Below are 11566 nucleotides of genomic sequence, written 5' to 3' on the forward strand. Positions count from 1 at the left end.
TTGACACGAGATCGGTTCAGCACGATTAAATCAAAGCCTCAATTGGCCGCCGCACTGCAGGGGACCCTCGAAACCATGCAAGGCGGTTTGCAGGCGCTCGAACAGCGCCGCGACGCGGTGCTTGGGCCGAACAGCGGCGTCGATCTGTCCAGCGATGACACGCGCGCCAAGATCGTGCGCATTCAAGCTGCTATCGATCGCCTGAAAAGAGGGGACGCGCCACCGAGTGCGGCGCCCGACGCGGCTGCGCAGGCTCCGCAGTCCGCGCAAGCTCCGCAAACTGCCGCCCCTCCTGATCGCGCGGCAGCCCTCGCGGCACTCAAGGCCGAGATGCAGCGAAGGGGGATTCTAAAATGAGCGATCTCGGTCTCGGCTCGCTGTCCGATGAGCAATTGCAGGCGCTCTACGATCACATGGCATCGCAGCCTGGCGCTGCTGCGCCAAAGCTGCCCACGCAGATCACGATCCGCCCCGCAGGCAGTCCCGATCTGTCGAAACTCTCGGATGATGACCTGAAGGCGCTCTACGACCTGCACACCGCTGCGAGCCCACCAACCGCGCCCGTCGACGCCACGCCGAACCCCGAAGACGTCGAGGCCGACGAATACGGTTCGCCTTATCGCGACGCGCAAGCGCCGCAGAGCGCGGGCCGTGCGCCCACAGGCCCGGATTCCACGGGCACGGACATCCTAAAATCCCTTGGCACCGGGCTGGTCAAATTCGGGACCGGCACGCTCGGCGCGGCCGGCGATATCGGCAACATGGCAAGCCACGGTATCGACGCGGCCGGCGCGAAGCTCGGCCTTGCGCCGGACAACGTCCAGCACCTCAAGGATTTTCTGAAGTCGGCAGCATCGGTAAACCCGTTCGGCATCAACCCGGCCCCGATCTTCAGCGGACCCAGCTCGCAAGACCTGCAATCGAAGCTGGAGAGTTTGACCGGACCGCTGCACAAGCCGCAAGGCGTCCCAGGGGAATATGCGCAGACCATCGGTGAATTCTTGCCGGCGGCGCTCGATCCGGAGATGCTGGCCGGCAAGATCCCGGGCCTACTGGAGGGAGGTGGCAAGCTGCTCAAGCGCGTCATCGCACCGGCAGTTGGCAGCGAAACCGCCGGACAGCTCGCGAAGGGAACGTGGGCCGAGCCTTACGCGCGCGTCGGAGGCGCATTTCTGGGTGGCGTCGGGGCGTCGGCGTTTGATAGGCCGGTCCCGGGCGCTGCACCGGTGACGCCGCCAGCGCTTCCCGCCGCTCGAACGGCCAAGGATGATATCGCCGACGCAGCGGCGCGGCTTAACATCGACTTTCCGCGCATCGCCGCCAGCGACAACCTCGTGACGCAACGCGCCGGCAGCGCGCTGAAGGAAATCCCGATTATCGGCGACCCGATCGTCAAGGCATCGCGCACCGCCAATGAGCAGATGGGCCGGGCGCTAGAAGGCGTAGAGCAGGGCTACGGCAGCGGCAGCGCACTCCACGCGGGCGAAGTAGCCCATGACGCCATTACCAACTGGATCGGCCCCAGGAGTCAGCGGATCGCCGAACGCGCATACGACAATCTCGATCGAGTCGTAAAACCGAACGTGACCACCGGACTGGAGGCCACGCGCGGCATGATCGCTGATATCGCCGCGGAACGGCAGGCGGCAGGCCTGGGGCTGAGCGCGGCTATCGATCACGTCTTGGAAGCGGCGCAACGGGCCGGCGGCCTAACGACAAGCGGCCTTAAAACGCTACGCACGTCTGTCGGCGAGATGCTCGACAATCACATTTTGCCAGCCAATATCCGGAAATCGGAGCTGAAACGCATCTACCGCGCGCTGTCGGATGACCTCGATAATTCTGTGTACAACTCTGGACTGCGCGAGCGGAACGGGCGCTTCCAGAAACGCACGCTGGCGCCCGAGGCATTCGAGAAAGCCAATACGCTGGCCTCGAAGATCAACGATCGCCGCGCAGAGCTTGCCAAGATCGTTGGCAACGATGCCAGCGCCGCGCCGGAGCGTGTGTTGGATCGTCTGGTCGGCTTTGCATCCACAAATTCGCGGGCGGATGCAAATAAGCTGTTGTTGGCGCGCAAGGCGATCGGCGCCACGGACTGGAATGAGGTCGCGTCTGCCGTGGTCTCCAGGATGGGCCGCGATGTCGACGGCCGGTTCTCTCCGGAGCGATTCCTGACCGCCTATGGCAAGCTATCCGATCGAGGCAAGAACCTGTTGTTTCGCTCAACCGGGCGCGGCGATCTTGCAGACGCGCTCGAAGACGTAGCGACGTTGAGCCGCAAGGCCAAGGAGCTCAACGCCTATGGCAATCCGTCAGGTACCGGGCGCGTGGTCGGCAGTCTATCGACCGTCGCCGCTGTCGCCACGCATCCGCATCTGGCGGTGCCGGCCGCCGTGGCAGGTCGATTACTAGCGCGCTCGCTGGCCGCTCCGATCCGACCCAATGCCAACACGCTGCGCACGGCGCAAAAAAATGTACATGTGGCGGCGCTTCTCAATCATCTGCTTTCGCAGGCGACGGCTCCGGCCACGCTGATAGCTGGCCAGCAAGCGGCAGGCCAGTTGAGTAGCCCCGTAAGCGGCCCCGACACCCGCGTACCCCGCTAGATATGGGTTCGGCGTCCACTGCCAGTGAATGTTGGACGCAGCAACGACGAAGATGATCACGCTTTGAAACAGGTACCAGAGCCACATGGCAATATCCGATCAAATCGATAACGCTGAAAGCGGCGGAAATCCGAACGCAACCAACTCTAATTCGTCTGCGGCGGGGCCCGGACAGTTCATCGATTCGACCTGGTTATCGGTGCTCAAACAGCACCGGCCTGATATCGCCGCAGGCAAGTCCGATGCTGATCTTTTGGCACTCAAAACTGATCCGGTTCTCGCACCGCAGATGACGGACGCCTACGCGGCCGACAACCAGGCCGTGTTAGCAAATAACGGACTCCCGGTCACGCCGGGCACAACCTACCTTGCACACTTTGCCGGGCCGGGCGCCGCGGTGAAGATCCTGCAGGCCGATCCGGGCGACTCGGCTGCGGATATTCTGGGGCCAGCGGCTACCAAGGCCAACCCGTTCCTGCGCGGCATGACCGCGCAAGGCCTGCAGGCCTGGGCAGCGAAAAAGATGGGGACGGCAGCTCCGCAGCCCGGGCCGCAGAACAACGCACCACAGGCCGCGCCAGCCGCGCCGGGGCCCATCGCGCCACCGGGACCACCTCCGATCTTCGCCAGTGCAGGCCCGCAAAATGCAGGCCTGCAAGCGCCAGCAGCGGGCGCCGAGGCCGCGCCTATGCCCGCGCCTTCACCTCAACCTTTTGCCGCCCCGAATGTACCGCCGCCGATCTTCGTGCCTCAACCGCGCCAGATCGACCTTTCCAAGCTTCGCGCCGCGCTCGCGGCTCGGGCTCCAATCTTTTCGAACCTGCAAGGATGAAGCGTGAGCATCTTCAACTGGTCGCAAACCAACGCGAATAACGGCAACGCCGATCCAAGCATAAATTGGTCGCCGGGAATGGCGCCCTCTGCGGTGAGTCCGTCCGGACGCGCCATGATGGCCGCGGTGGCAAAATGGCGCGACGACATCGCAGGCGCGATCGTCACCACCGGCACGTCGACGGCTTACATCGTTTCGAGCTATAGCCAGTTCGACTCGCTGGCGCATCTCAATGGGCAGGTGATCGCCTTCGCGCCGCATGTGACGAACGGGGCAACGGTGACGCTCAATGTGGACGGGCTCGGCGCAAAGCCGCTGCGCACGGCGCCGAATCTCGAGTTGCAGTCAGGCGCGATCATTCAGGGCGCGCCTTATGTCGCGATCTATAATAACACGGATGGCGCGTTCTATCTGCAAGGCAACGCCGGCAACACGTATGGCATCCCGCTTGGCGCCGGTCTCGATTATTGGGGCGCCACCACCCCGAGCAGCGCCTTTGCTTTTCCGGCGGGGCAGGCGATTTCGCGAACGGTGTACTCGTCATTATATACGCTGGTAGGTAACGCTTACGGCGCGGGGGACGGCACGACCACGTTCAATTTGCCTGATTGCCGCGGTCGCGTCAGCGTTCCGGCTGACAACTTGGGTGGGTCGCAAGCCGGACGCGTCAACAGTGTTCTTGGCAACGCGCTCGGCTCTGCTGGCGGCGAGCAGCTTCACACGCTTTCTAGCGCCGAAATGCCCTCGCACAATCATGGCGTTAACGATCCTGGCCACTCGCATCAACAAGAAGCGGCCGCGCCTGGTACCGGCAACAATTATCAAACCTGGGCTTCCGCGGGTTCGGGCGCGACTGCAGCGACTGCGACTTGGCCCAACACCGCAAATGCGGGCACTGGAATCTCGATCCAGAATGCTGGCGGCGGAGGCGCTCACAACAACGTCCAACCATCTATCGTCTGCAATTACATTATGCGGATCATATAGAGCCGCTGATATATCAACGGCTCTGGCATCCAATCCAAAAGAGCCGGCGCAATTCGCACCGCGATTGCGGCGGCGGTGGTAGGCAGGTCGCGCCGGCTGATGTTCAAATTGTGAAACTTAGCAACCGTCATGCCGTGGCGCGCGAACGTCGCAATAAGCTGGTCATGGGTGAAGTAGCGACGGAATTTGTTCTCGCCAATGATCGGCGCCGACAGGATCAGCCTCCCGGTGTGCTCGCGCACAATCTTCGCAAAGAACTCTTCCTGTTCGTCAGGCGAAAGGTAATAGATACATTCGAGGGCGACGATCAGGTCGTAGCCCTCGAATGAGGTCCGCAAAAAGTCACTGTTCTCGAAACGCGCGTTCGACAGATTGCGCGCCTTGGCGCGCTCGATCGCGACGTTGCTGATATCTATCCCCGTCACGGTTCGCGCTTCGTCGAAAACAACTTCGGTTAGATGGCCTTCGCCACAACCAAGCTCAAGGACGGTACGCCCATGGACCATGCCGCGTAGAAGGCGCCGATATACGCGATCTCGAAACGAGGCCTGTCCGATCTTCCAAGGGTCTGCGACCTCGTAGAACTGATTGAAATCCGCCGCTGTTCTCATAGCGGAACCCCAACACAACCGAACATCGTGAGCCAAGTTGTATAAACGCCAGGGCTCGCTGGCGGGTTTTTCTGTTGACCCCTGGTAACGTGTTCAAGCACCTTGGAAACCTCCCAATCTGGAAGGTTGAGAAAGTTCGGCATCCGGCCCCCAATCCTTGGAGGTCGCACTATGCCCGGAACGGATTAACATGTGGAGTCGCTGGTTTTCCTCCTTCAGCCGCTCGATCTGTCCTTCATAGCAGGCGTTGCAATGCTGCTTGTGGAGGGGCTTCCAGCCTTCCGGGCAGGTCGGGCACGGCTCTACCTCCTCGTTCCACATCATGCGGCCTCCAGCGCCATGCGCAGAACATCGCTGCGTTTCAACAACTGGCGCATTCTTATCACCCAAAAAACTGTGGATGCTCATATGTGCCAAAACTAATGCGCAACGCAAACGTGCGCAAGCTCCAATCAGCCTTCATCAACTTAATCAGCCTATCTGGGAGACACCATGGACGTGAGTATTCCAAGCCTTGCACTCGGCGCGGGTGCCGTGGGCATCGTCTACTTTCTCTACCTTTGCGCAACCAAGGGCGTTCCGGCCGCCTGGGCCTGGCTCAAGGCGAAGCTCGCCAGCGCAAGCGCCGAGATCTCGAAGCTCCGGGCCGACCTGGCGCAGCTCGAAAAGGGCGCGGTGGCCGACGTGACCGCCCGCGTTGCCGCGCTGGAAACCGACGTGGCGGGGCTGAAGAAGACGGTTGCGGCGCCCAACGTTGCGACGCCGGCCGCTCCCGCCACGCCGGCCGCCGAGCCCGCCGCTCACTCGTGAGGCTGGTTCACTTCACCGAGCCGAACGGCGCGCCGGTCGGGATCAATCCGGACCAGGTCGAGAACGTTCGGGACGCGGAGCCGGGGGCCTATGCCCCTGGTGCCCGCACCGTGATCGTGCTCGCGAACGGCTTTCAGGCGGTCCGCGAGCCGCGCAGCGAGGTCGAAAGCAGGTTGGCATCATGACGCGCCACTTCAGCGCCGCCGCTCGGGACCGGCTCACCGAGCCCTGGGAAGAATTCGTCGGCTACGTCTATGACGACAAGCGGCCGAAGGCGCGCATCGACGGGCGGCTGCAATATGTCGAATGGGACGGCGGCGCGGTGCGGGGCACGCTGACGATCGGTTTTGGTCACACCGACGCCGCCGGCGGCGTCAGGATCGTCCAGGGCCTGCGCGTCACGCGCGAGGAGGCCGGCGACATGCTGACGCGCGATCTGGCGCCCTGCGTCGCGGCGGTGAACCGGCAGCTCGCGGTGGACGTGACGCAACATCAGTTCGATGCGCTGGTCGACACCTGGTTCAATTGCCCCGCTGCGGCCACAGCCGCGATCCGGCTGATCAATGCCGGCCGGATTGAAGCCGTCGCCGCCAAGCTGCTGCAGTACGTCTGCGCCAAGGGCGAGCGGATGGAGGGCCTGGTCCGGCGGCGCAATGCGGAGATCGCCTGGTTTCACACGCCCGACGAGCTCGACGCGCCGCCGGAGCCCGATCCGGACGTGGTGTTCTCGCCGAAGGCGGAGCGCAATCCGCCGCCGAAGCACATCAGCGAATCCAAGACCGCGGCCGCCGCCGGCAGCATCTTCTCGTTCTCGATCGCGGAAGCGGCGAAGGCGCTCAACGAGATCCTTGATCCCATCAAGGAGGCGAAAGGTTCGCTGGCCGAGCTGGGCGTGTTCGATACGCTCGCGGTCGCCATCCGCGATCCGGCCTTTCTGGCCTGCGCCGCCATCGCCGCGCTCTGCGGCTTCATCGTCTGGGACCGCCGGAGGCGATTGCTCAATGACCACGTTTGACACCGTGCTCGGCGCCTGGCGCGAAGTGCTGCACATCTCCGAATGGTCCGGCCTTTCGGTCGGCGCGCTCGTTGGCCTCGGCTTCCTCGTCTATTTGGTGCCGCTCGCCCGGCAATTCGCGGCGATCGCCGCCGCGTTCATCGCGGTCGGCTACGGCGCCCTGATCTATGGCGACCACACCGGCCGCGCCGATCTGCAAGCGCAGTGGAACGCCGAAAAGGCACAGCTCGAGCAAAAGGCAAAACAGGCGGACCGCAGCGCGGCGGCCGATGACACGGCGCGGGCAAGCGCCATCGAAGCGAAAGCGAAGGAACAGCATGCGAAAGATGTGGCCGAAATCGAGCAGCTGCGCGCCGCGCCGGCTTGCGTGTTTGGTGATGCTGACCTTGAGCCTGGCGGCCTGCGCGTCCCAGCCGCTCCCGCCGCCGGCAGCACCCACCCCGCCGCTTCGGGCCCCAAAGCTGCTGACAAAAGCCCCCGTGGTCCCAACTCTCAGCCCAACCTGTTCCTTTCCCTGGTTCGGCGTCTCGGGCTGCAAGGGCATGGATCTGCGGGCAATGCTTCGCCTCACGGTCAGTGACGATATCGAGGTTCGGAGTCGTCTCAGCTCCGTTCCAGGCTGGTTCGAGGACTACCGCAAGAGCTGGAGCAAGTAGGCCATGCTGATCGCCGAAATCGAGGAAGCCGTATCCGTTGCCGTGCGTAAGGAAATCACCGGGGCGCTGGCGTCGTTCGGCATCGAGGGCGATGACAGGCGGGAGATCAAGGCCGATTTCCAGCACCTTCGCCGTTGGCGCAAGAGCGTCGAGCAGGTGCAGAGCTACACGCTGCGGGCGGTGATTACCGCAGTCGTCGGCGGGGTGTTGGGCGCGGCGTGGCTGGCCGTGAAGGCGTGGCTGGGGAAGTAGATGACCTGGCGCATGCCCCGCGCCAGCTTTTCTTGCGCGCTTAGCCGCGACAACGGCGAAGTATTGGCCCCCTTAGTCCCCTTATCTCCAATTTCGTTTTGCGCTCAATGGCGCGAAGCCCCCGCGCTACGTCACCTTTTTGGCCAAAGCGCTCAATGACTTCATCCATTTTCTTCAAGACATTTGGGAAACGTATGTACTTGGAATCTCTTGGCATCCGAATCTCCTTTGATATCTCGACTCGGAGATCTTACCCCAAGTAGCAGCGTGCAACAGGGGGGGGGCGAACCGCGAATTCGCGCGCTGGCCTACGACTCGCCGCCTATGCTGTGCCCGCGGCCATAGAAGAAATCCCGCGCGCCCATCTCGCGCTCGGCGCAATCGTCGATTGCCGACTTGATTGCCTCAATCAGGATCAGGCTACCGGGCTGTTTGGCATGGGCGAGAATATTCTCGGATCGATTGCACTCAAGGCGCGCCTCGGCCAAGGCCGTCAGGAAAGGTGACGTCTCGGTGTTACGATCGTACCAGGATGGGCGCTTGGGCATGGCAGACATTCAGAACGAAGAGAGAACGAGAGTCAAGCCGTGATATAGGTCCAAGGGTGCCATCCATGGACCGTGGGCCCTGGCTTTTTAAGAACGGAAAGTGATCAAATTCCACGGATTTTCCACGTCTCGGGGTGCGGTGTTCGCGTAGTGTTCCGCATGATAGCGACATGGCGCTAAGTAAAAAGCTCAATAAATCCAGCACTTATAGTGGCAGAAAAAGTTGCGGCCAGCCCTTGGGGGAGAGCTGGCCGCGCGCGATCCGGTCTGGGACGGGGAGGGGTGGGGATGCGACCGGTTCGCGTAACTCCTGAATTGCTGTGATCGGCGATCTCTCGCGCGATTGTTGCGTCGTTGTTGTCTCAGTGCTCCTTGGCGGAGGCGGTCGAGACGGCGGAGCGGCTGTCGCCAAGCGAGACCCAGACATTCTGATCGCTCTGCGACTGGCGCTTGACGAAGTGGTATCCGGTCTCGGTCCAGGCCACGACGTTCTCGTTCTCGTTGTCGAGGATGAACTCGCCCTTGTCGGTTTTCACCGTCAGCACCGCGTGTCCTTCACCCTTCCTGTCGCGCACCACCGTGATCAAGAGCGCCTCCCGCGGCCAGCCGGCCTCGATCAGCATCTTGCGTTTCAACAGCACGTAATCCTCGCAATCGCCGTAGCCGTCGGTCGGTATCGACCATTTCTCGACCACGCCCCAATGATCCATGTCGGTCATCGGCTTGATGGTTTCGTTGACCCAGCGGTTGACCCGAACCAGGTCGCGCCACGCCGCCTGCGACATCACGATGTCGCGCGGCTCCGTCGGTCCGCTCTTGCATTGGTCGGCGTAGTCGGCGCAGAACTGGATCCAGCCGATCGGCGCGCGCGTGGTGTCGCCGAGGCTCGCATAGAGCATGCGGTCGTCGCCCGCATGGGCTGAAGCACTGATCCCCAAGAGGATCGCTGCAATCGCCAGTCGCTTTCCCTGTCCGGTGAGTTTTGACATCGTGGCCCCCGTTTCTTGTTGGGACCAGATTTCGCACAAAGCTTTTGCGCGGCCGCTAAGCAGCCGAAGTCAATTTGAGACGAATGAAAATCAAAACTGGCGCTAAATCGATCCAGACTTGAATCGTGTTTGATTCAAATTTGAAGCAACGGCAATCGATTCAAATTTTATCGATTAAGCGCGGCATCGCGCGCATTGCAGGGTTTGCGGCGCAAAAAGCCTGGTGAATTAACCACGCCCGCCGTGGCCGGGCGTGTGGCCACGGTCGCCTTGGTCCGCGGCGAAGGGGGCCGCGGCCCGCGAAATTGCGGATGATGGGGGTGGTTTGCGCTTTACCGCGCGGTTACGCTGTCTTCGAGAGTATCCGCCATCTGCTGATGGACGAACTCGAGAGCGAAGCCGTCTTCGAGGTTTCGCACCACGCGGGCCTGGACGCGGCCGAGCATGACCAGCGACCGGAGCGGCGGCCGGTTTTCGGCGGCGATCGCAGCGCCGGACAAGGAAAGGTCGATGATCCGGCAGGTCATCTTGCTGCCGTCCTCGAGCGTGAGCACGGCGATCGGGTTGCGCGGAATGATACGGTCGTGGCGGCGGTCCTCGGGCAGATTGAGGATATCGCGGTTGGCGAGCCAGGTCAGTTGCGCTGCGAGCTTGTCGCGCTTGCGCGCGGTCGCGCCGACCGTCATGGCAAAACCGTTGTCGATGATGCGGGTGATCTTGCCCTCGACCCGGCCGATATGGTCGAGATAGGCGATGACGCGGTCGCCGACATTGCCGATGCCCGGCGCCAGCAGCGCCAGCCCGCCCGGCGACATGTTGATGACCTGACAGGGAAATTCACGCCGGTCCGGCAGCATGTAGCGGCCGAGCAGGTGAACCTTGACCCGTTGAAAGCGCCGGCGTTCTTCGGTGGCCGGAGGAATCGATTTCTTGTTTGCCAGCACCATCTCGCCACCCGACAACCGGCCGCTCGGTGTCCCTGGGAACCCTACGTCCGACAGGGTTAATGAGCCGTTAGCGAAGGGTGGGTCGATCGTCAGCAGTGTTACTGATGGTTGCGTTTTGATGCACGATGATCGGGATCGGCCCAACACGCGTACAGGCGGAACGCGGCGAGCAGCGCGGTGAAGCACATCGTCAGCAACAGGATGGCCACCGTCGCCTCCCTGATGTCGCCGATCCGCCAGTGGTAACCGGCGGCATCGGCAACGTCGCCGGTCTGTCCCATCATCCAGGGCACGAATTGCGTCAGCCCGGCGCTGACATAGAAGAGAATGGCGACCGCCTGAAGCTTGATGCTCGCCGTTCTGCCCGCGGGCGCGAGCCGGAATGAGCGCCGCAGATAGAGCGCGAAGACCGTAAAGAACAGCCATGCGGTCAGGAGCCAGCCGAGATAATTGGACAGGGGAACGCCGAATACGCCGCCGCCCTGGTGCCAGATCCAGGCCTTGGCGATGGTCGCGTTCGGCGCCTCCATCACCAGGTCCCATTGGGTCACGACGAACGCCGCCACGATCGGCAGTGCGACGACATTGAAGGGTCGATCGAGCCGCCGGTCGGCGCCATCGAGCAGGATGGAGGCCACGATCCAGGCAAAATAGCCGCCGCCGAACCACAGCGGTCCGACGATGATGGGGATGCGGCCGATCGAGGGCAGGCCGGCACCCACCTCGAAATGATAGGCGCCGAACGGAAAACCGGTCGCGGCCCCGAGGTTTTCCATGGTGAAGGTGATCGTGATGCAGATGACGAACAGCACCAGCGCCCGCCGCGGGCTGTACGATAGCGCGGCGTGCACCAACGCGCAGGCGATGAAGGTCGCGGCGAGTCCTTGCGCGAGCTGAGTTGGATTCCAGGAAAACCCGATCCCCGCGATGAGAATGCCGGCAATGGCCAGCCACAGCGCGAGCTCAGGCCCCGCGCGCGAGGGACTGGTGCCGACAGGCTCTGTCGTCATCGGGCCATCTCCGATCGTCTTCAGCCTGAAGGAGCGAACCCGAAAACGTAGCGTGGCGAGTCGAGGGCGGCAAGATCATCCCGGCCGGCATTTGGCCGACGTCGCGGCATCGGCTAGGATTTGCGGATCGACAACACGCTTCTCCCACCCAAGAGAGACTCCCATGCTTGCCTGCCAGCGCGATCTGTTCGAGGTGCCGCGCGAGATCTGCTATCTCAACGCGGCGTCCTACAGCCCGCTGCCGCGCCGCACCCTGGAGGCCGGCCGCGCCGCGGTCGGGCGCAAGGGGCAGCCCTGGAC

Annotated in this window: 15 protein-coding genes; 10 read left to right on the forward strand and 5 right to left on the reverse strand. The window is 62.9% G+C overall.

The window, feature by feature from the left end; genetic code table 11:
- The 4 genes from WCB02_RS13395 to WCB02_RS13410 form a co-directional block, all read left to right on the forward strand.
- On the forward strand, positions 1–357 hold a 357-nt coding region (locus WCB02_RS13395), incomplete at its 5' end, for a hypothetical protein (RefSeq protein WP_423958705.1).
- Between the two features lie 35 nt (positions 358–392).
- Complete coding sequence (locus WCB02_RS13400) at positions 393–2609, forward strand: hypothetical protein (protein WP_423958706.1); 2217 nt, start codon at positions 393–395, stop codon at positions 2607–2609.
- Between the two features lie 85 nt (positions 2610–2694).
- On the forward strand, positions 2695–3441 hold the full coding sequence (locus WCB02_RS13405; RefSeq protein ID WP_423958707.1) for a hypothetical protein: 747 nt from the start codon (positions 2695–2697) through the stop codon (positions 3439–3441).
- Between the two features lie 3 nt (positions 3442–3444).
- Entirely contained in the window at positions 3445–4428 is a 984-nt protein-coding gene (locus WCB02_RS13410; protein WP_423958708.1) for a phage tail protein, read from the forward strand.
- On the opposite strand, the gene WCB02_RS13415 is transcribed toward WCB02_RS13410, so the two are convergent.
- The gene (locus WCB02_RS13415) at positions 4407–5039 is read right to left on the reverse strand and encodes a class I SAM-dependent DNA methyltransferase (protein ID WP_423958709.1); all 633 of its coding nucleotides are present in this window, start codon (positions 5037–5039) and stop codon (positions 4407–4409) included. The two genes, WCB02_RS13410 and WCB02_RS13415, sit on opposite strands and share 22 nt — an antisense overlap.
- Before the next feature lie 192 nt (positions 5040–5231).
- On the opposite strand from WCB02_RS13415, the gene WCB02_RS13420 reads away from it, so the two are divergent.
- The 6 genes from WCB02_RS13420 to WCB02_RS13445 all read left to right on the forward strand — a co-directional run bounded on the left by WCB02_RS13420 (position 5232) and on the right by WCB02_RS13445 (position 7772).
- Positions 5232–5462 carry a hypothetical protein gene (locus WCB02_RS13420; protein ID WP_423958710.1) on the forward strand — a complete coding sequence of 77 codons (231 nt, stop codon included), beginning with the start codon at positions 5232–5234 and terminating at the stop codon, positions 5460–5462.
- A gap of 69 nt (positions 5463–5531) precedes the next feature.
- Entirely contained in the window at positions 5532–5849 is a 318-nt protein-coding gene (locus WCB02_RS13425; RefSeq protein WP_423958711.1) for a hypothetical protein, read from the forward strand.
- Positions 5846–6034 (forward strand): hypothetical protein, encoded by a 189-nt coding sequence (locus WCB02_RS13430; protein ID WP_423958712.1) that lies wholly within the window; start codon positions 5846–5848, stop codon positions 6032–6034. The genes WCB02_RS13425 and WCB02_RS13430 overlap by 4 nt, the downstream gene beginning before the upstream one ends.
- Positions 6031–6864 (forward strand): lysozyme, encoded by an 834-nt coding sequence (locus WCB02_RS13435; protein WP_423958713.1) that lies wholly within the window; start codon positions 6031–6033, stop codon positions 6862–6864. The genes WCB02_RS13430 and WCB02_RS13435 overlap by 4 nt, the downstream gene beginning before the upstream one ends.
- A 4-nt stretch (positions 6865–6868) precedes the next feature.
- Entirely contained in the window at positions 6869–7444 is a 576-nt protein-coding gene (locus WCB02_RS13440) for a hypothetical protein (RefSeq protein ID WP_423958714.1), read from the forward strand.
- Positions 7445–7523: 79 nt separating this feature from the next.
- Complete coding sequence (locus WCB02_RS13445; RefSeq protein ID WP_423958715.1) at positions 7524–7772, forward strand: hypothetical protein; 249 nt, start codon at positions 7524–7526, stop codon at positions 7770–7772.
- Positions 7773–8080: 308 nt separating this feature from the next.
- On the opposite strand, the gene WCB02_RS13450 is transcribed toward WCB02_RS13445, so the two are convergent.
- From WCB02_RS13450 to WCB02_RS13465, 4 genes are all read right to left on the reverse strand, one after another.
- Positions 8081–8260, reverse strand: a complete 180-nt coding sequence (locus tag WCB02_RS13450) for a hypothetical protein (RefSeq protein WP_423958716.1) — start codon at positions 8258–8260, stop codon at positions 8081–8083.
- A 422-nt stretch (positions 8261–8682) separates the two neighbouring features.
- Positions 8683–9309, reverse strand: a complete 627-nt coding sequence (locus WCB02_RS13455; protein ID WP_423958717.1) for a transglutaminase-like cysteine peptidase — start codon at positions 9307–9309, stop codon at positions 8683–8685.
- A 332-nt stretch (positions 9310–9641) separates the two neighbouring features.
- A complete protein-coding gene (locus tag WCB02_RS13460) occupies positions 9642–10256 on the reverse strand; it encodes a PilZ domain-containing protein (protein ID WP_423958718.1) in 615 nt (204 codons plus the stop codon).
- Positions 10257–10354: 98 nt separating this feature from the next.
- Positions 10355–11266, reverse strand: coding sequence for a carotenoid biosynthesis protein (locus WCB02_RS13465; protein WP_423958719.1), 912 nt, complete (start codon positions 11264–11266; stop codon positions 10355–10357).
- Positions 11267–11566: the final 300 nt, after the last annotated feature.

The organism is Bradyrhizobium sp. (genome assembly GCF_049581145.1).
Lineage (GTDB): Bacteria > Pseudomonadota > Alphaproteobacteria > Rhizobiales > Xanthobacteraceae > Bradyrhizobium.